This is a genomic window from Streptomyces sp. R21 (genome assembly GCF_041051975.1).
Lineage (GTDB): Bacteria > Actinomycetota > Actinomycetes > Streptomycetales > Streptomycetaceae > Streptomyces.
Map to the genome: position 1 here is coordinate 7,694,413 of NZ_CP163435.1, position 18,549 is coordinate 7,712,961.

17 protein-coding genes are annotated in these 18,549 nt (G+C 70.3%); 7 read left to right on the top strand and 10 right to left on the bottom strand.

Annotation, left to right across the window (positions count from 1 at the left end; translation table 11 throughout):
• Positions 1 to 15: 15 nt before the first annotated feature.
• Entirely contained in the window at positions 16 to 255 is a 240-nt protein-coding gene (locus tag AB5J56_RS34205) for a hypothetical protein (protein WP_369238450.1), read from the bottom strand.
• 299 nt (positions 256 to 554) lie between these two features.
• On the opposite strand from AB5J56_RS34205, the gene AB5J56_RS34210 reads away from it, so the two are divergent.
• The 4 genes from AB5J56_RS34210 to AB5J56_RS34225 all read left to right on the top strand — a co-directional run bounded on the left by AB5J56_RS34210 (position 555) and on the right by AB5J56_RS34225 (position 5,896).
• A complete protein-coding gene (locus AB5J56_RS34210) occupies positions 555 to 2,000 on the top strand; it encodes an alkaline phosphatase PhoX (RefSeq protein ID WP_369238452.1) in 1,446 nt (481 codons plus the stop codon).
• Between the two features lie 538 nt (positions 2,001 to 2,538).
• On the top strand, positions 2,539 to 4,122 hold the full coding sequence (locus AB5J56_RS34215; protein WP_369238454.1) for a TROVE domain-containing protein: 1,584 nt from the start codon (positions 2,539 to 2,541) through the stop codon (positions 4,120 to 4,122).
• A gap of 90 nt (positions 4,123 to 4,212) precedes the next feature.
• Positions 4,213 to 4,866, top strand: a complete 654-nt coding sequence (locus AB5J56_RS34220; protein ID WP_369238456.1) for a GntR family transcriptional regulator — start codon at positions 4,213 to 4,215, stop codon at positions 4,864 to 4,866.
• Between the two features lie 13 nt (positions 4,867 to 4,879).
• Complete coding sequence (locus tag AB5J56_RS34225; protein ID WP_369238458.1) at positions 4,880 to 5,896, top strand: 1-aminocyclopropane-1-carboxylate deaminase; 1,017 nt, start codon at positions 4,880 to 4,882, stop codon at positions 5,894 to 5,896.
• On the opposite strand, the gene AB5J56_RS34230 is transcribed toward AB5J56_RS34225, so the two are convergent.
• Positions 5,893 to 7,374 carry an MFS transporter gene (locus AB5J56_RS34230; protein ID WP_369238460.1) on the bottom strand — a complete coding sequence of 494 codons (1,482 nt, stop codon included), beginning with the start codon at positions 7,372 to 7,374 and terminating at the stop codon, positions 5,893 to 5,895. The genes AB5J56_RS34225 and AB5J56_RS34230 overlap by 4 nt on opposite strands.
• Positions 7,375 to 7,510: 136 nt before the next feature.
• Between AB5J56_RS34230 and AB5J56_RS34235 the strand changes: the two genes are divergently transcribed.
• On the top strand, positions 7,511 to 8,098 hold the full coding sequence (locus AB5J56_RS34235) for a TetR/AcrR family transcriptional regulator (protein WP_369238462.1): 588 nt from the start codon (positions 7,511 to 7,513) through the stop codon (positions 8,096 to 8,098).
• 127 nt (positions 8,099 to 8,225) lie between these two features.
• On the opposite strand, the gene AB5J56_RS34240 is transcribed toward AB5J56_RS34235, so the two are convergent.
• From AB5J56_RS34240 to AB5J56_RS34275, 8 genes are all read right to left on the bottom strand, one after another.
• Positions 8,226 to 9,446, bottom strand: coding sequence for a TerD family protein (locus AB5J56_RS34240; protein ID WP_369242970.1), 1,221 nt, complete (start codon positions 9,444 to 9,446; stop codon positions 8,226 to 8,228).
• 64 nt (positions 9,447 to 9,510) lie between these two features.
• On the bottom strand, positions 9,511 to 9,744 hold the full coding sequence (locus AB5J56_RS34245) for a hypothetical protein (RefSeq protein ID WP_369238464.1): 234 nt from the start codon (positions 9,742 to 9,744) through the stop codon (positions 9,511 to 9,513).
• Between the two features lie 146 nt (positions 9,745 to 9,890).
• Positions 9,891 to 10,880 (bottom strand): zinc-dependent alcohol dehydrogenase family protein, encoded by a 990-nt coding sequence (locus tag AB5J56_RS34250; protein ID WP_369238466.1) that lies wholly within the window; start codon positions 10,878 to 10,880, stop codon positions 9,891 to 9,893.
• A complete protein-coding gene (locus tag AB5J56_RS34255; RefSeq protein WP_369238468.1) occupies positions 10,877 to 11,752 on the bottom strand; it encodes a carbohydrate ABC transporter permease in 876 nt (291 codons plus the stop codon). Before AB5J56_RS34255 ends, AB5J56_RS34250 begins: the two co-directional genes overlap by 4 nt.
• Positions 11,749 to 12,687: a carbohydrate ABC transporter permease gene (locus AB5J56_RS34260; RefSeq protein WP_369238470.1), complete on the bottom strand. Its 939-nt coding sequence runs from the start codon at positions 12,685 to 12,687 to the stop codon at positions 11,749 to 11,751. Before AB5J56_RS34260 ends, AB5J56_RS34255 begins: the two co-directional genes overlap by 4 nt.
• Complete coding sequence (locus tag AB5J56_RS34265; protein WP_369238472.1) at positions 12,684 to 14,051, bottom strand: sugar ABC transporter substrate-binding protein; 1,368 nt, start codon at positions 14,049 to 14,051, stop codon at positions 12,684 to 12,686. The genes AB5J56_RS34260 and AB5J56_RS34265 overlap by 4 nt, the downstream gene beginning before the upstream one ends.
• A gap of 120 nt (positions 14,052 to 14,171) precedes the next feature.
• Positions 14,172 to 14,942 carry a DeoR/GlpR family DNA-binding transcription regulator gene (locus AB5J56_RS34270; RefSeq protein ID WP_369238474.1) on the bottom strand — a complete coding sequence of 257 codons (771 nt, stop codon included), beginning with the start codon at positions 14,940 to 14,942 and terminating at the stop codon, positions 14,172 to 14,174.
• A gap of 240 nt (positions 14,943 to 15,182) precedes the next feature.
• On the bottom strand, positions 15,183 to 16,007 hold the full coding sequence (locus AB5J56_RS34275; RefSeq protein ID WP_369238476.1) for an NAD-dependent epimerase/dehydratase family protein: 825 nt from the start codon (positions 16,005 to 16,007) through the stop codon (positions 15,183 to 15,185).
• Between the two features lie 284 nt (positions 16,008 to 16,291).
• Between AB5J56_RS34275 and AB5J56_RS34280 the strand changes: the two genes are divergently transcribed.
• Positions 16,292 to 17,251 carry a 5-dehydro-4-deoxyglucarate dehydratase gene (locus AB5J56_RS34280; RefSeq protein WP_369238478.1) on the top strand — a complete coding sequence of 320 codons (960 nt, stop codon included), beginning with the start codon at positions 16,292 to 16,294 and terminating at the stop codon, positions 17,249 to 17,251.
• Positions 17,248 to 18,417: a hypothetical protein gene (locus tag AB5J56_RS34285; RefSeq protein WP_369238479.1), complete on the top strand. Its 1,170-nt coding sequence runs from the start codon at positions 17,248 to 17,250 to the stop codon at positions 18,415 to 18,417. Before AB5J56_RS34280 ends, AB5J56_RS34285 begins: the two co-directional genes overlap by 4 nt.
• Positions 18,418 to 18,549: the final 132 nt, after the last annotated feature.

An 18,549-nucleotide genomic window follows, 5' to 3' on the forward strand; every position in this document is an offset into this window, starting at 1 on the left:
AGCGCTCAGGACGGCTCACAAGTCCTCTTCCTGAGCGCTCACTTCACCGATCGCGAGCACGCGCACCGGCACGCCGTCGAGCTCGTCCGGAACCACGTCTTCTTGAAGGAGCCGGTCACGGGGCACTTTCCGGGTGACGAAGACGATGATCACGTCCTGTCCCGAGTGCTCGTCCCTCCCGGTGCCGACTCCGCTCACATTGGCCAGCTTCAGGAGCCGGCCTTCGTGGAGGCGACTCACCCGCTTCGCGTCCATCGGGCTCGCCTCCCGTTCGGGTGGTGTGCTCTTCCTGTCTATGACCCGGGGTCCCCAGAGTCAAGGCATTCTGAAATGAATCACGACTTTAGGCGCGATTCGCGCCTGTTGACCTTCTTTACGAAGATTATTCTGCCCATTGCCTCGAATGGAGGTGGTCTGGCGGGTTCATCGAACCGAGACTCCTGAAGTCGGCCTCTGTTCAACTCCCGTTCAGGCGCGGGCGACACGGTGTGGCCGCGGCCGAGGTCGCCATCCGCCCCCCACGCCAGTCCCACTCCCTCGTCACAGGAGACACCATGTCGCTCACCCGCAGGGACTTCGCCAGAAAGTCCGCGATCACCGGTGCCGGTGTCGCGCTGGCCGGCAGCGTGGGGGCCCTCGCCACCGCGCCGAACGCCCTCGCGTCCACCGAGACCGACAGCGCGGACGCGGAGTCGGCGGACGGGCACGGCGGCGTCGGCTACGGTCCGCTGGCCCCCGACCCCAAGGGCCTGCTCGCGCTGCCCGCCGGGTTCTCGTACCGCGTCATCACCTACAGCGGCCGGACCAAGCTGGAGTCCGGCGAGTTCACGCCGTCCAACCACGACGGCACGTCCACCTTCGACGGCCCGCGCGGCGCCACCCTCCTCGTCAACAACCACGAGCTCAAGGGCCCCCGCGCCAGCTGGCCCCACCCCGTCCCGCTCACCGAGGGACTGGTCTACGACCCGGCCGCCTCCGGCGGCTGCACCGTCGTCGAGGTCCGCCGCGACAAGGTCGCCGAGTGGGTCGGCATCGCCGGCACCTCCACCAACTGCGCGGGCGGCAACACCCCTTGGGACACCTGGCTCACCTGCGAGGAGACCGAGGACAAGGCCGGCGCCAACGGCATGACCAAGGACCACGGCTACGTCTTCGAGGTCGACCCCTGCGACCGCCGCGCCAACCAGAACCCCAAGCCCATCAAGGCACTTGGCCGGTACGCCCACGAGGCCGTCGTCGTCGACCCCAAGCGCGGCCGGCTGTACCTGACCGAGGACGCGGCGTCCCCGAACGGCCTGCTCTACCGCTGGACCCCGCCGCAGGGCTTCGAGCACGGCCACGGACAGCTGAAGACCCTTGCCGACGACGCGGGTTCGCTGCAGGCCTTCAAGTGCTTCGACTCCGGCGGCCAGTTCGTCGACGACCTCTCCCGCGCCACCAAGATCGGCACCGTGTACGGCGTCGACTGGGTCGACGTCCCCGACCGCGACGCCAAGACCACCTCGGTCCGCAAGCAGTTCACCGACGGCCAGGTCACCCGCGCCCGCAAGCTCGAAGGCATGTGGTGGGGCGACGGCGGCACGTACATCGTCGCCTCCTTCGCCCGCGAGGAGAGCCCCGTCCAGCACGACGGCCAGGTCTGGTTCTACGACCCCAAGCGCCGCACCCTGACCCTCAAGGTCCTGCTCGGCGTCAACCCCGCCCCGTCCGTCGACGGCGCCTTCGACGGCCCCGACAACATCACCGTCTCCCCGTACGGCGGCCTCGTCATCGCCGAGGACGGCGAGGGCGTCCAGCACCTCTTCGGCGCCACCGACAGCGGCCGCACCTACCCGATCGCCCGCAACGAGCTGAACATCGGCACCGAAGAGGCCCCCGAATACAGCGAGTTCACCGGCGTCACCTTCTCGCCCGACGGCAGGACCCTGTTCGCCAACATCCAGACGCCGGGCATCATGCTCGCCATCACCGGCCCCTGGAAGCGCCAGAAGCGCGGCTGAACTCCCGGCGGGAATTAATTCGCTCGCTCGACCCGTGGTACGCCTCCTACAGTGATGCATGTCCAGGTGCGAAGGCAGGACCTACTTCCACTGATAATGGGGCGGCCGCGGGTTCGAGTCCCGCCACCGGTACAACGCGCCGGTGTAGCTCAGGGGTTAGAGCACCTAATGTCGGTTCCGCCGGCCTTGAACTCTGGACACCACAACTTCATGCACCTCCCGGTGCGCAGGCTGCGGCTACTTCTCTCTCAAAGAATCCACGCCGCCGCCGACTTGATCTCGGGAGGCGCAGCTCATGGTGGGTGCCCGGTGCGCAGGCGGCGGATACTTCGGGAACTGGTGGGGAAACCCATGCGGGTTCGAATCCCGTCATCGACTTCGGGTCGGTGTGGCGGAACGGAAGACGCGCCAGTTTATAAGCAACCGCAGCCGACCCCTGATCTCGGGCACCCTCCAATTGCTGCGCCTCCCTCCGAAACACGACGGAAAGGTCGTGACGCTGCCGAAAGGCCGCACAATGAATTCGGGGGAATTCACCATGGCGCGATTCAACACCAAGACCGCGAAGGCTCAGGGCACTTCGCGCGTGACGTCCACGGGTCAGGTGCTCCGCACCTTCCAGGGCGGCCGCGGTCAGGAGCGCGACGCGCGCTCCGAGCTCTTCCTGCTCGCCCTCGCCAACTTCGTGTCCCAGCAGACCTTCTACGAGACCGGTGCCGACCGGGACGACCGGTTCGCCGCGCTCGTACGCAAGCTCGCAGTCGAGGACCCGGACTGGACCGCGGGCCTGCTCGGCTGGCTGCGCGGCGAGGGCAACCTCCGTACGGCCTCCATCGTGGGCGCCGCCGAGTACGTGAAGGCACGCCTCGACGCGGGCGCCACCGACGGCCCGGCCAACCGCCAGGTCATCGCCTCCGTGCTGCGCCGCCCCGACGAGCCGGGCGAGCTGCTCGGCTACTGGACCTCGCTGTACGGCCGCAACGTGCCCAAGCCCGTCAAGCGCGGCATCGCCGACGCCGTACGCCGTCTCTACAGCGGCAAGTCGCTGCTGAAGTACGACACCGCGTCGAAGGGCTACCGCTTCGGCGACATCCTCAACCTCGTGCACGCGGCGCCGGACCCCGACAAGCCGTGGCAGGGTGACCTCTTCCAGTACGCGCTGGACCGTCGGCACAACCCGGACACCGCCGTGGTGCCCAAGTCGCTGCCGGTCCTGGCGGCCCACCGCGACCTGATGGCGCTGCGGCCCGCCAAGCGGCGCAAGGTCGTGACCGGTGCGCACGGTGCGCAGCGCCTCGCGGACGCGGGCATGACCTGGGAGGCGCTGGCCGGCTGGCTCCAGGGGCCGATGGACAAGGCGGCCTGGGAGGCCGTGATTCCGTCCATGGGCGCGATGGCGCTGGTCCGCAACCTGCGCAACTTCGACCAGGCCGGTGTCGGCGACGAGGTCGCGGCCCAGGTCGCGGCGAAGATCAGCGACCCGGTGGAGGTGGCGCGCTCCCGGCAGTTCCCCTTCCGCTACCTCGCCGCGTACCAGCACGCGCCCTCGCTGCGCTGGTCGTATCCGCTGGAGCAGGCGCTCGGCCACTCGCTGGCCAATGTGCCCGCGCTCGGCGGGCGGACGCTGGTGCTCGTCGACCGGTCCGGCTCGATGTTCTACTCGCGGCTGTCGGAGCGCTCGGAGCTCAACCGGGCCGACGCCGCCGCGATCTTCGGTACGGCGCTGGCGCTGCGGGCGGCGGACGCGGATCTCGTCGAGTTCGGCACCAGCAGCAACCGCGTGACGTTCCGCAAGGGCGAGTCGGTGCTGAAGGTGCTCGACCGCTTCGGCGACCTCGGCGGCACCAACACCAGCGAGGCCGTGCGCCGGCACTACAAGAAGCACGACCGGGTGCTGATCGTCACCGACGAGCAGGCGGCGTACAGCCACTACGGCGACCCGACCGAGCAGGTTCCGGCACATGTCCCGGTCTACACCTGGAACCTCGCGGGCTACCGGGCGGGCCACGGCCCGTCCGGGAAGGCCAACAGGCACACCTTCGGCGGCCTTTCGGACGCGGCTTTCCGGATGGTCCCGCTGCTCGAGGGGGCACGGGACGCCGACTGGCCGTGGATCGCCTGATCGGTGAACGCGGTGTCCGAGTGCGGTCCGTACTTCGGTGCGGGCCGCACTCTTGTGCGCAGTGCGCACTGATATCTAACATTTCAGTTCATGGAGGCGATACGGCCCGTGCGCCGGACCCTGCTCAGGGACCGCGCGTACGAGGCGATACGGGACGCCATCGTGGCCGGGGAGATCGAGCCGGGCGCGGTGGTGCGGGACGCCGAACTCGCGGAGCGGCTCGGGCTGTCCCGGGCGCCCGTGCGGGAGGCCTTCTCCCGGCTCGTGGACGAGGGCCTGCTGGAGAGCAAGCCGCAGAGCTACACGCGGGTGACGCCCCTCGTCGCCGCCGATGTGCGGGACGCGGCGGCCGTGGTCGCCGCCATGCACGAACTGGCCGTACGGACGGCGGTGCCCCGGCTGCTCCCGGTGCACATCGGCGCCATGCGGGACGCCAATCTGCGGTTCGCCGCCGCCGTGCGCGAGGGAAACGTGGACAGTGCCCTGCGTGCCGACGACGCACTGCACGACGTCCTCGTGCACGTCGGCGGCAATCGGGCGGCCGCCGCCACCATCGCCCGCTACACCCCGCTGATCCGCCGCCTGGAACGGCGCCGCTTCGGCGAGGGCGGAAACTGCCGCTCGGCCGGACTGCACGACCGGTTGATCGACGCCTGCGCCGACGAGGACGCCGACGAGGCGGTCCGCGTCACGGCGGAGATCTGGCGTGCCCTCGAAGAACAGGCCGACGTCGTCGACCCATGATTCCGGAGGACCCATGTCCCTTTCCTCGTACGCCCGTTACCCCTTCCTCTTCGGGCCCTCGCCCGTGCACCGGCTGGAGCGGCTGACCCAGCACCTGGGCGGCGGCGACCTCTGGGCCAAGCGCGAGGACTGCAACTCCGGTGTGGCGTACGGCGGCAACAAGACGCGCAAGCTGGAGTACCTCGTCGCGGACGCGCTCGCGCAGGGCTGCGACACGCTCGTCTCGATCGGCGGAGTGCAGTCGAACCACACCCGCCAGGTCGCCGCCTGCGCCGCGCGGGCCGGGCTCAACTGCGTGCTGATCCAGGAGAGTTGGGTCGAATGGCCGGACTCCGTGTACGACAAGGTCGGCAACATCCTCATCAGCCGGCTCGCCGGTGCCGATGTGCGGCTCGTCCGGGCCGGGTTCGGGATCGGCTTCAAGGAGAGCTGGGAGCAGGCGCTGCGGGAGGTCGAGGAGTCGGGCGGCAAGCCGTACGCCATTCCGGCCGGCGCCTCCGACCACCCGCTGGGCGGCCTCGGCTTCGCCGGATGGGCGTATGAAGTCGCCCAGCAGGAGCGGGAGTTGGGCATCTTCTTCGACACGGTCGTGGTGTGCTCGGTGACCGGGTCGACCCAGGCGGGCATGGTCGCCGGGTTCGCCGCCCTCGCCGAGGCGGGCGGGCGGCCGCGCCGTGTGCTCGGCATCGACGCGTCGGCGGAGCCCGCCCGCACCCGTGAGCAGATCGCGCGTATCGCGCAGTCCACCGGTCAACTCATCGGCGTACAGAAGGAGTTGACGAAGGACGACATCGAGCTGGACGAGCGGTACCACGCGGGCACGTACGGGATCCCGGACGAGGCCACGCTGGAGGCGATGCGGCTCGCCGCGCGCACCGAGGGGATGGTCACCGACCCCGTGTACGAGGGGAAGTCGATGGCCGGGCTCGTCGATCTCGTGTCCCGGGGCGAGATCGGGCGGGACTCCACTGTCCTCTACGCCCACCTGGGCGGCCAGCCCGCACTGAACGCGTACAGCGCGCTGTTCTAGGCGGTACCCCGGGCCGGTTTGGTGCCGGTGATCGCCAGCGCCGACACGAGCAGGGCGGTGAGTGCGATCAGCGCGCCGACGCCGAACGCGCGGGCCGACCCGTCGACCAGGACCTCGGACGGGGAGCCGTGCGCATGCCGGGTCGCCGTGCCGAACACCGTGACCAGCAGGGAGAGTCCGAGGGTGCCGCCGAGCCACTGCAGGGTCTGCAGCAGGCCGGAGGCGGCGCCCGCCTCCTGTGGCTCGACGCCCGCGAGGATCGTCGCGTTGAGGGGCATGAAGCTCAGGCCGACGCCCATGCCCATCAGCAGCAGGGGACCGAGCAGACCGCGCGCGTAGCCGTCGCCGGGTTCCAGCCGCCACAGCCATCCGGCCGCGGTGATGAGCAGGGCCATGCCGGTCAGCAGGACGGGCCGGGCGCCGAAGCGCTGGAGCAGGCGCGGCACGAACCGCAGGACGGTGAACATCGCCAGAGTCAAGGGCAGGAAGGCCAGCCCCGCACGCAACGGGCTGTAGTTCAGGACCTGTTGCGTGATCAGGGTGAGGAAGTAGAACGCGCCGAACATGCCCGCGGGCAGCAGCAGGATGCCCGCGTAGCCGCCCGCGCGGTTGCGGCTCGCGAACAGCCGCAGCGGCATGATCGGCTGGCCCGCGCGGGACTCGATGAGGGTGAAGCCGGTGAGCAGGGCCGCCGCCGTGGTGAAGCCGAGCAGCGACTGCGTGTCGCTCCAGCCGTCCTCCGAGACCCGGATGAACGCGTAGACCAGCGAGGTCATGCCCGCCGTGCCGGTCAGCGCGCCCGCCACGTCGAAGCGGCCCGGGTGGCGGCGGGTCTCGGAGACGAACCGGGGGAGGGTGAGGGCGACGCCGATTCCGATCGGCACGTTGATCAGCAGGGCCCAGCGCCAGGACGCCCAGGAGGTGAGCATGCCGCCGAGCACCAGGCCGACGGAGGCGCCGATGCCCGCCATCGACGAGTAGATGCCGAGGGCGTGGTGGCGGCGCGGGCCCTCGGGGAAGTTCGTGGTGATCAGCGCGAGGGTGCTGGGCGCGATGAGTGCGGAGCCAGCACCTTGCAGCGCGCGGGCCGCGAGCAGCCAGGCGCTCTCGCCGGCGAGGCCGCCGAGCAGGGAGGCGAGCGCGAAGAGCAGGACGCCGGCGGTGAGCGTCCGGCGGCGGCCCGCGATGTCGCCGACCCGGCCGCCGAGGAGCAGCAGCCCGCCGAAGGCGAGCGTGTAGGTGTTGAGGACCCAGGACAGCCCGGTGGGGCTGAAGTCCAGGTCCTTCTGGATGTCCGGCAGCGCGACATTGACGACGGTGGAGTCGACGCCGACCATCAGATAGGCGGTCACGATGACGAACAGGGCGGTGCGGAGCCTGGCCGGGTGCGGTGCGGAGGCGGCTTCGGGCGCGCCGCTGCCCGTGGTGGCCGGGCTGGGCGGTGCGGACGGGCTGGGCGGGCGGGACGGGGTGGACATGGAATGCTCCCTGTCTGATGTCCCCGCTCGATCGGTGCGTGGGCAGCACGGACTGCCCGCGAGGTAAGCGGGGACTGTCTCCGTTTAGTTCTCGTTAAGATACGGAGACGGTCCCCGGTTGGCAAGGAGTAACTGGATGACGCAGGTCAAGCCCATGCGTGCGGACGCTCGCCGGAACTATGAGCGGTTGCTGAAGGAGGCGGCGGTCGCCTTCGCCGCGCATGGGGAGGGTGCGTCGCTCGACGACATCGCGAAGCGGGCGGGCGTCGGCTCCGGGACGCTGTACCGGCACTTCCCGACACGGCAGGCGCTGCTGGAGGCCGTCTATGTCGACAGCATCGAGGCGATCGCCGCGCGCGCCGATGTGATCGCGGCCGAACTCCCGCCCGGCGAGGCCCTGGTGGAGTGGCTGAACGAGCTGAGCGAGCGGATGATCCAGGTCCGCGGACTCAAGACATTGCTGGGGTCGGCCGTCACCGACGGCAGCTCCGCCGTTCTCACCGCCTGCGGCACCTCCGTCAAGGGCGCGGCGACCCGGCTGGTCGAGGCCGCCCAGCGCGAGGGAACCGTCCGCGCGGACGTGGAGCCGATCGAGATCCTGCGGCTCGCCCACGGGGTGGCCACGGCGTCGGAACTGGCCAACGGCGAGGGCAAGTACATCCGGCGGTATCTGTCGCTGCTGACGGAGGGGCTGCGGCCGGAGGGGCGTCAGCAGGAGCGGTGACGTCTTGGGGACGTCAGCACGAGCGGTGAGGTCTCAGGGACGGTCAGCACGAGCGGTGAGGTCTTGGGTACGACGCCGGGGCGCCCTCTGCGACGAGAGGGCGCCCCGGATCGCGTACAGCGGGCCGCTACAGGGACTGCGCCGCCGGCTTCACCATGCCGCGGACCGTGCGGGACTTCACGAAATCGCCCATGGCCGTCATCTCCCACTCACCGGAGAACTGCTTGATCAGCTTGGCCATCATGACGCCGGTCTGGGCCTCGGCGTTGGTGAGGTCGAAGCGGACCAGCTCCTCGCCGCTGGCGGCGTCGATGAGGCGGCAGTAGGCCTTGGCGACCTCGGTGAACTTCTGCCCGGAGAACGAGTTCACCGTGAAGACCAGGCCGGTGACCTCCTGGGGGAGGCGGCCCAGGTCGACCACGATCACCTCGTCGTCGCCACCGCCCTCGCCCGTCAGGTTGTCGCCGGAGTGCTTGATCGCGCCGTTCACGATCGAGAGCTTGCCGAAGTAGCAGCTGTCGATGTGGTTGCGCTGCGGGCCGTACGCGATCACCGAGGCGTCCAGGTCGATGTCCTTGCCGCGGAACGCGGGCTCCCAGCCGAGGCCCATCTTGACCTGGGAGAGGAGCGGACGGCCGCCCTTGACCAGGGACACCGTCTGGTTCTTCTGGAGGCTGACGCGGCCCTTGTCGAGGTTGATCTTCCCGGTGCCCGGAGCGGGCGGTGCCGGGGCCGCCGGGGGCGCGGACGGGGCCGGCGGCGCGGCGAGGCGCGGGTCCAGCGGCGGGGTCGGCGGGGTCACCGGCGACTGCATCGGCGGTGCCACGGGGGCGGCCGGAGCGGCCGGGGCCGCGGGCTCCTCCACCGAGACGCCGAAGTCCGTCGCGATGCCCGCCAGGCCGTTCGCGTACCCCTGGCCGACCGCCCGGGCCTTCCACGCGCCGCCGCGGAGGTAGATCTCCACGATCACCAGCGCCGTCTCCGCGCCCAGCTGGGGCGGGGTGAACGACGCGAGTACGGAGTTGTCGTCCGCGTTGCGGATCGTGGCCGTGGGCTCGATGCCCTGGAAGGTCTGGCCCGCCGCGTCCGGGCTCGCGGTGACGACGATCTTCTCGATGCCCGGGGGCACCGCGGTGGTGTCCACCGTGATCGCGTCCGGGGCGGAGCCGCCGCCCGAGCGGTACGTCACGCCCGGGCCGTTCGGCTGGTTGTAGAAGATGAAGTCGTCGTCGGAGCGCACCTTGCCGTCGGCGGTGAGCAGCAGGCTCGACACGTCGAGCCGCACCGGGGCGGCGACGTCCACCGTCACGCGGGTGACGGGGAGAGGGATGTTCGAGCCGGGGGTCATAGCTGTCATGACCGGTGAACGACCGAGGCCGCTTTACCGTTCCCTTACCAAGCGGCCAATCGGGTCAGCGGGTTGTGCGGGGCTGGTTTCGGGGGTGGTTTCGGGCCGTGCGTTCGTTGCCGTGCTTGTAGTTTCCGGTCCAGCGGGCCATGACGAGCTGGGGGTCGCTCGTCTCCACCTCCGCGAGGAACTGGGTGGCCCGGGGGCCGCGGAGGGTGCCCGCGGCTCGGCCGCGGTGCGTGATCGTGACGGTTCCGTCGGTGTGCTGCTCGTAGGTGAATCCCTGGGGTTGGGGCATGTGCGCGATGCTAGGTCCGCGGGGGCGGGCGGGCCCAGTGGTTTTCGCCCCCTCCGCCCCTGCCCGTCCCGTACCTGGGGGCTGCCGCCCCCAGACCCCCGCTGTCGGCCTGAACGGCCTCGTCCTCAAACGCCGGACGGGCTGGCTCAGGGCACCACCACGATCTTGCGGCCGACCCCCTTCGCGAACTGCTCCAATGCCTGCGGATAGTCGGCCAGCGGCAGGCGGTCGCTGATGAAGATGTCCGGGTCCAGGACGCCGGTCGCGAAGAGTTCTGCCGCTCGTTCGAAGCTGTGGAGGACCGCCATCGAGCCGGTGATGGTGATCTCCTGGTTGTAGATGCGGTACGGGTCGATGGTGACCCGGGTCGCGTAGTCGGCGACGCCGAACTGGAGGAAGGTGCCCGCCTTGGCGACGCGGCCGAGACCGTCCTGGATGGCGGCGGCGTTGCCCGTCGCGTCGACGACGACGTCCCAGCCCTGCGGCCGCTCCAGTTCGTCGGCGTTCGCCGCGGTCCCGGAGACGCCGAGCAGCTGGGCCGTGGCCAGCCGCTGGGCGTTCAGGTCGACCACGTCCACGCTGGCGGCGCCGGTCCGCTTGGCGAGTTCCAGCATCATCAGGCCCATCGTTCCGGAGCCGTAGATGAGGACGTGGGCGCCGAGGCGGGACTGGAGGACGTCGTAGCCGCGTACCGCGCAGGACAGGGGTTCGACGAGGGCCGCGTCCTGGGTGCGGACGTGCTCGGGCAGCTTCACGCAGTTGGCGACCGGGGCCACCGCGTACTGGGCGGCGCCGCCGGCCGTGGTCACGCCGATCGCGGCCCAGCGCTCGCAGAGGTTGTTGTGGCCGGTACGGCAGTAGCGGCACTCGTAGCAGTAGAGGGAGGGGTCGACGGCCACGCGGGCACCGACCGACACCTCCGTGACCCGGGTGCCGACCCCGACCACCTCGCCCGCGAACTCGTGCCCCGGCACGATCGGCAGCTTGGGTGCGAACTCGCCCTGGAGGATGTGCAGATCGGTGCCGCACAGGCCGCAGGCCGCGACCTCGACGACGACCTCGCGGGGCCCTGGCGTCGGGTCCGGGACCTCGGCGACGACGGCCTTGCCCACGGACTCGATGACGGCGGCCTTCATTTCACGGCTCCCAGTGACAGGCCCTGGACCAACTTGTCCTGGGCGGCGAACCCCGCGGCGAGCACCGGCAGGGAGATGACGAGCGACGCGGCGCACACCTTCGCCAGGAACAGGCCCTGGCTGGTGATGAAGCCGGTCAGGAACACGGGGGCGGTCTCGGCGACCACACCCGTCAGTACCCGGGCGAAGAGCAGCTCGTTCCAGCTGAAGATGAAGCAGATGAGGGCCGTCGCGGCGATGCCGGGCAGGGCGATGGGGGCCACCACGCGGGCGAGGATCGTCGGCAGCCTCGCGCCGTCGATCTGGGCGGCCTCGATGATCGCCACGGGGACCTCGGCGAGGAAGGACTGCATCATCCACACCGCGATCGGCAGGTTCATGGAGGTGTAGAGGATGACCAGAAGCCAGATGTTGTCCAGCATTCCGGTGTTCTTCGCGAAGAGATAGATGGGCAGCAGCCCGGCCACCACCGGCAGCATCTTCGTCGAGAGGAAGAAGAACAGGGCGTCCGTCCACTTCTTCACCGGGCGGATCGAGAGGGCGTACGCCGCCGGCAGGGCCAGGAGCAGTACACAGAGGGTGGAGACCACCGACGCCACCGTGGAGTTGATCAGCGCCGGCCAGGGGCTCGCGCCGCCGCCCGTACCGAAGAAGTCGCGGTAGCCGTCGAGGGTGAGGGCCGCGCCGAAGGACGGCGGGTTGGTCGCCGCGTCGGTCTCGGAGTGGAAGGACGTCAACGCCATCCAGGCGATGGGCAGGAAGAACAGGATTCCGGCCAGCCAGGCGGCCAGGCCGAGGCCGGCTCCCTTGCGGTCGCGGTTGTCGTTACGGCCACTGCTGCGGCCGCGGACACGTACGGCGTTGGCGCTCATGCGCGGGACACCTCCTCGCGGAACAGGGACGAGACCACGCGCAGGGCGAAGGTCGCGATGATGATCGAGCCGATGACGACGAGGACGCCCGCGGCCGAGGCGAGGCCGTTCTCGTGGGCCTGGTAGAAGCTCTGGTAGACGGTGTACGGCAGGTTCGCGGTGCCCAGGCCGCCGGAGGTGAGGGTGAAGACGGCGTCGAAGTTCTGGACGATGTAGATCGAGCCGAGCAGGGCGCCGAGTTCGAGGTAGCGGCGCAGGTGCGGGAGTGTCAGATAGCGGAAGACCTGCCAGTCGCTCGCGCCGTCGACGCGCGCGGCCTCGATCTGCTGGTGGTCGCGGCTCTGCAGCCCGGCGAGCAGGATCAGCATCATGAAGGGCGTCCACTGCCAGACGAGCGAGGCCTCGACAGCGAGCAGCGGAGTGCGGGAGATCCAGTCCGGCTGTGGGCCGCCCACATAGTGCAACAGCCCATTGAAGAGGCCGTATTCAGGGTTGTAGAGCACATGCTTCCAGAGCAGGGCGGCGGCCACCGGGACCACCAGGAAGGGCGCGATGAGCAGCGTGCGGACGACGCCGCGGCCCGGGAACCTCCGGTCCAGGAGCAGGGCGAGGAGCAGGCCGAGGACCAGGCTGGCGAGCACGACGGCCACCGTCAGCAGGACGGTCGTCCACACGGAGTGGCGCAGGTCGGCGTCGGTCAGCACGTCCGAGTAGTTGCCGAAGCCGGTGAAGTGGCGGGCCTTCGGATAGAGGGAGTTCCAGTCGAAGAAGGAGATCACCAGCGTGGCCACGAACGGCAGCTGGGTCACGGCGATCATGAAGACGAGGGCGGGCAGCAGCGGGGCCCGGGTCGCCCAGTTGCGCAGCCGGGCGGAGGGCTTCTTGATCGTGCGTACGGATGTGGCGGCTATCGGAGCCGTGGTGGTGGCACTCATCGTCCCTCGTACTCCTTGGAGATCTTCTCGGCGAGTTTCTGGGACTTCCTCAGGGCCGAGTCGACGGACTGGCGTCCGGCGATGGCCGCGCTGATCTCCTGGGAGACCCTGGTGCCGAGATCGGTGAACTCGGGGATGCCGACGAACTGGATGCCGGGCGCGGGGCGCGGCTGCACTCCCGGGTCGCGGGGCCGGGCGCCCTCGATGGCGTCGCGGGTGGTGTCCTCGAAGGCCGCCGCCTCCTTGCGGTACGCGGCGTTCGCGTACGTGGAGGCGCGCTTGCCGGCGGGCACGTTGGACCAGCCGATCTCGTCGCCGACCAGCTGCTCGTATTTCCTGCCGGACGCCCAGGAGATGAACTTCCAGGCCTTGTCCGGGTTGTGGGAGGCCTTCTGCAGGCCCCAGGCCCAGGTGTAGAGCCAGCCCGAGGACTTCGTCCTCTCGACCGGGGCGGGTACGTAGCCGACCTTGCCCTTGACCGGGGAGCCGGACGCCTCCAGGGAACCGGCCGCGGAGGTGGCGTCGTACCACATGGCGACCTTGCCCTGCGTCATGTTGTTCAGGCACTCGGCGAAGCCGGACTGGGCCGCGCCCGCCTCTCCGTGCTCGCGGACGAGGTCCACGTAGAACTTCGTCGCCTTCTCGAACTCGGGGGAGTCGAGGCGCGCCTTCCAGTCCTTGTCGAACCAGGTGCCGCCGAAGGTGTTCACGACGGTCGTGAGCGGCGCCATGACCTCGCCCCAGCCGGGCAGACCGCGCAGACAGATGCCCTTCATGCCGGACTCCGCGCCGTCGACGTCCGCCGCCAGCCTGCCCACCTGCTCCCAGGTGGGACGGGCGGGCATCGTCAGGCCCTTCTTCGCGAAGACGTCCTTGCGGTACATCAGGAAGGACGACTCGCCGTAGAAGGGCTGCCCGTAGAGCTTTCCGTCGGCCGCGGTGAGGGACTGCCGCATGGGGGCGAGGATGTCCTGCTGGTCGTACGCGCTGTCCTTGCGGACGTAGGAGTTCATCTCGTGCAGCCAGCCGTTCCTGGCGTAGATCGGTATCTCGTAGTTGGAGAGCGTGGCGACGTCGTACTGGCCCGCCTGGTTGGCGAAGTCCTGGCTGATCTTGTCGCGGACGTCGTTCTCCGGCAGCACGGTGAAGTTCACCTTGATGCCGGTCTCCTTGGTGAAATGGGCCTTGGTGAGCTTCTGCAGCTCGACCATCTGCGGGTTGTTGACCATCAGGACGTTGATGGAGTCACCGCCCGATCCGGCCCCGCCGGCGCCGGCCCAGCAGCCGGAGAGCAGTGGGGCGAGCAGCGTCCCTGCGGCGGCCGCGGCGAGTGCGCGCGGCCTCCGTCGGCTCTGGGTTCGCATGGATCACTCCTGGATGTATGGGGAGATTTGGGGCGCCGCGGGGATGGGCGTGCCCTACGGAGTGGGTGAGTTGGGTTTCCGGACTTGTTTCGGATCCGACCGGTCAGGCCGGTTTGGTTTTCAGACGCGGATGACCTGTGGGCCCTGGAGGGAGTAGCGGTGGGCCTCGGAGGCGGGGAGGAGCGTGCTCGTGACGATCGCTTCCAGGGAGCTGATCTCCGCGAACCGGCAGAAGCTGACGGCCCCGAACTTGGTGTGCACGCCCGCGAAGACCGTGCGCCGGGACGCCCGGATCGCCTGCGCCTTGACCTCGCTGACGGCCGGATCGGGGGTGGTGAGGCCGTGCTCGCGGGAGATGCCGTTGGCGCCGATGTACGCCAGGTCGATGACGAAACCGGCGAGCATCTTCGTCGTCCAGTGGTCGACGGTCGCGAGCGTGCCGGGCCGGACCCGGCCGCCGAGCAGCAGCACCGAGGTGTTCTCGGCCTCGGCGAGTGCGCCCGCGGTGGCCAGGGACGCGGTGACCACGGTCAGCGGCCGGTCCCTGGGCAGTGCCTCGGCGATGAGCTGCGGGGTGAACCCCTCGTCGACGAAGACCGTCTCGGCGTCCCCGAGCAGTTCGGCAGCGGCGGTCGCGATCCGGCGCTTCTCGGGCACGTGGCTGGTGGCGCGGAAGGCGAGCGTCGTCTCGAACCCGGCGCTCTCCACGGGATAGGCGCCACCGTGGGTGCGGCGCACCAGGCCGTGGTCCTCCAGGGCGCGCAGATCCCGCCGTACGGTCTCCTTGGCGACGCCCAGTTCGTCGGCGAGCGCGGTGACGTCGACCGAGCCCGCCAGGCGAGCCGCCCGGACGATCTCCCGCTGGCGCTCCTCCGCGGTCATGGTCACCACCTCGTTCCCACCTGTGCCGCTCGCCCGTTCGGGCTCTGTGGGAATGTTTCTACAGCGGTCACGGGGCACTGACCAGGTCTGTTGCAGGACCGATGGTGCCCGTATGGGCCCGTTTCGCCGGGCGGCTGCCCGCGGCGGACCTGGGGCGGATCCCGGATCGGGCAGAGCCCGTGCCCGAACAGCGGGGCGGGCGGGCCCGTTCGGTGCCCGCCCGCCCTGTCGGTCGCTTCCCGCGCCGCGTCAGTACGGCCAGATCGGCGGGTTCACGGTGAAGTGCCCGCCCAGGTGTGCGTGCTCGGGATTGTCCGAGTCGAGCTCGCCGTGTTCCGCGATCAGCTTCTCGGCGTACGGCTCGGAGTCGTCCTGCGGTTCGTAGCCGAGCGCCCGGGCCGTGGAGAGGTCCCACCACAGGCGGGTGTTGGCCGAGGAGCCGTAGACGATCGTGTGCTGTACGTCCTCGGCGGTCAGGGCCGCGTGGAAGAGGCGGGCGCCGTCGGCGGGGCTCATCCAGACGGACAGCATGCGCACGCCGGTCGGCTCCGCGAAGCAGGAGCCGATACGGACCGAGACCGTCTCCAGGCCGTGCTTGTCCCAGTAGAACTGCGCCAGGTCCTCGCCGAAGGACTTGGAGAGGCCGTAGAAGGTGTCCGGGCGGTGCGGGGTGTCGATGGGGATCAGCGCGTCCGGGGCGATCGGCGCGGGGCCCTCGGGGTGCGGTGTGAAGCCCACGGCGTGGTTGGAGGAGGCGAAGACGATCCGGCGTACGCCCTCCTGGCGTGCCGCCTCGTACAGGTTGTACGTCCCCTCGATGTTCGCCTTGAGGATCTTCTCGAACGAGGCCTCCAGGGAGATGCCCGCCAGGTGGATGATCGCGTCGACACCGCGGACCGCCTCGCGCAGCGCCTCCTTGTCCCCGAGATCCGCCGCGATCGCGTCCGGCTCGCCCTCGATGGGGAGCAGGTCGAGAAGCCGCAGCTCGTAGCCGTACTGCGGCAGCAGGCCCCGCATCAGGGTGCCGAGTCCGCCGGCGGCGCCGGTGAGCAGAACGGTGCGGGGAGCGGGCATCCTCGGGTCTCCTTGGATCGAACAGCCGCATCTGTGTACGGCATTCACATTCTTGGACACGCTAAGGATCGCCGCAGTGGTCCGTCAAGTGTCCCGCGCGCGGGCGCCACTGTCTCGTGGAGGTGGGGAATCCGCTCCTGCGGCGCGCGTTTGTGCGCTTGACCGGCCCCAAGAGAGCGCTTTAGCGTAGGCGCGTTCAGAAATATGGACATGGATCAGAAACGTGCACTGGCATGAGGGCCGGCCCGTGCGTGCGCGCCTGTCAGGCCTGTTAGGGAGAGCCCGTGACGTCAGCCCCTCTCGCCGCCCGGCTCAGCGTCCCCAGCGGGCCGCTGTTCTTCCCCGTCACCGCCTACGGCCCCGACGGCGCCGTCGACCTCGACGTCTACCGCGCTCATGTGCGGCGCGGCGTCGACGCCGGGGCCGCCGCCGTCTTCGCGTGCTGCGGCACCGGCGAGTTCCACGCGCTCACGCCCGAGGAGTTCCAGAGCTGCGTGCGGGCCGCCGTGGAGGAGACGGCGGGGCGGGTGCCCGTCGTCGCGGGTGCGGGGTACGGGACCGCGCTCGCCGTCCGGTACGCCCGGCTCGCCGAGGACGCCGGGGCCGACGGGCTGCTCGCCATGCCGCCGTATCTCGTCGTCGCCGGGCAGGAAGGGCTGCTGCGGCACTATCGGGAGCTGGCCGGGGCGACTTCTCTGGACATCGTCGTCTATCAGCGCGACAACGCCGTGTTCACGCCCGAGACCGTGGTCGAGCTGGCGCGCACGGAGGGGGTCATCGGGTTCAAGGACGGCGTCGGCGATCTTGATCTGATGCAGCGGATCGTGAGTGCGGTGCGCAGCGAAGTCCCGGGGGACTTCCTGTACTTCAACGGGTTGCCCACCGCGGAACTGACCGGGCTCGCCTATCGGGGCATCGGGATCACGTTGTACTCCTCCGCCGTGTTCTGCTTCGCGCCCGAGATCGCGTTGGCCTTCCATCAGGCCCTCAACGCCGGGGACGATGCCGGGGACGCGGTCGTGAACCAGCTGCTCGACGGGTTCTACCGGCCCTTCGTCGACCTGCGCGCGCAGGGGCGCGGGTACGCCGTCTCGCTGGTCAAGGCCGGGGTGCGGTTGCGGGGGCTCGACGTGGGAGAGGTGCGGCCGCCGTTGCATGAACCGGCCGAGGAGCATGTGAAGCAGCTCGCGCAGTTGATCGAGCGCGGGTACGCGCTCCTCCAGCTCCAGAAGGAGGGGATGTGAAGGCGTCCGCTTTCGTCTATCCCTGGGACGTCAACGGCGACCCCGACGCCGCCTCGCGCATCGCCTCGCTCGGCGTTCAGCAGGTGACCCTCGCGTCCGCGTACCACTCCACCCGGGCGCTGACCCCACGGCATCCCCGGCACCGGATCGTCACCGCGTCCCATGCGGCCGTGCTGTATCCGGTCGACGAGGAGCGGTGGGAGGGGCGGGCGTTGCGGCCGTACGCGGCGGGCGGGTGGGCGCCCGGGGACGCCTACGGTGAGGCCGCCGCCGCGCTCGGCGAGGCCGGGCTCGAGGTGCACACCTGGGTGGTCCTCGCGCACAACTCCCGTATGGGGGAGGAGTTTCCGCAGACCTCCGTGGTCAACGCGTACGGGGACCGGTATCCGTGGGCGCCGTGCATCGCGCAGCCCGCCACGCGCGCGTACCTGGTCGATCTCGCGGTGGAGGCCGGGGTGCGGCCCGGAGCCCGGGGTACGGAGCTGGAGTCGCTGGGGTGGTACGGGCTGGCCCATCTGCACGGGCACGACAAGATCGGCGGGGTGGGGCTCGGGGACGCGGGGCAGTACCTGATGTCGCTGTGCTTCTGTGCGGTGTGCCTCGACGGTTATGCGGAACACGGGGTTGCCGGGGAGGCGTTGGGCGCCGCCGTTCGGGAGGCGTTGGAGTCCGTGTGGCGGGGGGCGCCGTCCGACGGGGGCTGGGCGGGGGTCGAGAAGCTGCTCGGGGGTGAGGTGGCGGGGGGCACGCGCGCGTGGCGTGACGGGGTTGCGCGGGGGCTTCAGGAGGCGGCGGTCGCGGCTGTGCGGGCGGCTGCGCCGGGCGGGTTCCAGGTGGTGCTGCATGCGGATCCCGTGTCCTACCACTGCGGGGCCAACGCGGGTGTCGAGCCGGGGCACATCCTCTCCGTGGCGGACGGGGTGGTCGTGCCGTGCACCGGTGGGGCGTCGCTGTTGGCGCCGTTCGCGGAAGCGGGGGCCGATGGCGCCGTCCTCGCCGCCAACTTCACCGTCGTCTCCGGGATGGGGGGCCGGCCGGGCATGCTCGCGTCCGACGCCTCGCGTGCGGCGGCCCTGGGTGCTACGGAACTTCGGCTGTATCACGCCGGGTTGGCGTCGGATGCGGACCTGGAGGGTGTGCGGTCTGTGCTGGCTGGGGTGGGCTGATCCGGGCTGAGGTCCGTGTCGCCTGCCGCCGGTGGGGGGTCGGGGCCGTGTCGGTACATCCGCCCGTCGCGTACGTGGTCACCTCTGTTCGCCGGATCAGTTCGACTTCGCTCTGACCACGTACGCGACGGG

What these genes read in the sequence shown, in the direction of transcription:
- AB5J56_RS34225 (WP_369238458.1), top strand. Translation starts at nt 4,880, where the DNA reads ATGTCCCTTTCCTCGTACGCCCGTTACCCCTTCCTCTTCGGGCCCTCG.
- AB5J56_RS34215 (WP_369238454.1), top strand. Translation starts at nt 2,539, where the DNA reads ATGGCGCGATTCAACACCAAGACCGCGAAGGCTCAGGGCACTTCGCGC.
- AB5J56_RS34230 (WP_369238460.1), bottom strand. Translation starts at nt 7,374, where the DNA reads ATGTCCACCCCGTCCCGCCCGCCCAGCCCGTCCGCACCGCCCAGCCCG.
- AB5J56_RS34255 (WP_369238468.1), bottom strand. Translation starts at nt 11,752, where the DNA reads ATGAGCGCCAACGCCGTACGTGTCCGCGGCCGCAGCAGTGGCCGTAAC.
- AB5J56_RS34265 (WP_369238472.1), bottom strand. Translation starts at nt 14,051, where the DNA reads ATGCGAACCCAGAGCCGACGGAGGCCGCGCGCACTCGCCGCGGCCGCC.
- AB5J56_RS34250 (WP_369238466.1), bottom strand. Translation starts at nt 10,880, where the DNA reads ATGAAGGCCGCCGTCATCGAGTCCGTGGGCAAGGCCGTCGTCGCCGAG.
- AB5J56_RS34275 (WP_369238476.1), bottom strand. Translation starts at nt 16,007, where the DNA reads ATGCCCGCTCCCCGCACCGTTCTGCTCACCGGCGCCGCCGGCGGACTC.
- AB5J56_RS34260 (WP_369238470.1), bottom strand. Translation starts at nt 12,687, where the DNA reads ATGAGTGCCACCACCACGGCTCCGATAGCCGCCACATCCGTACGCACG.
- AB5J56_RS34235 (WP_369238462.1), top strand. Translation starts at nt 7,511, where the DNA reads ATGACGCAGGTCAAGCCCATGCGTGCGGACGCTCGCCGGAACTATGAG.
- AB5J56_RS34220 (WP_369238456.1), top strand. Translation starts at nt 4,213, where the DNA reads ATGGAGGCGATACGGCCCGTGCGCCGGACCCTGCTCAGGGACCGCGCG.
- AB5J56_RS34205 (WP_369238450.1), bottom strand. Translation starts at nt 255, where the DNA reads ATGGACGCGAAGCGGGTGAGTCGCCTCCACGAAGGCCGGCTCCTGAAG.
- AB5J56_RS34240 (WP_369242970.1), bottom strand. Translation starts at nt 9,446, where the DNA reads ATGACCCCCGGCTCGAACATCCCTCTCCCCGTCACCCGCGTGACGGTG.
- AB5J56_RS34210 (WP_369238452.1), top strand. Translation starts at nt 555, where the DNA reads ATGTCGCTCACCCGCAGGGACTTCGCCAGAAAGTCCGCGATCACCGGT.
- AB5J56_RS34245 (WP_369238464.1), bottom strand. Translation starts at nt 9,744, where the DNA reads ATGCCCCAACCCCAGGGATTCACCTACGAGCAGCACACCGACGGAACC.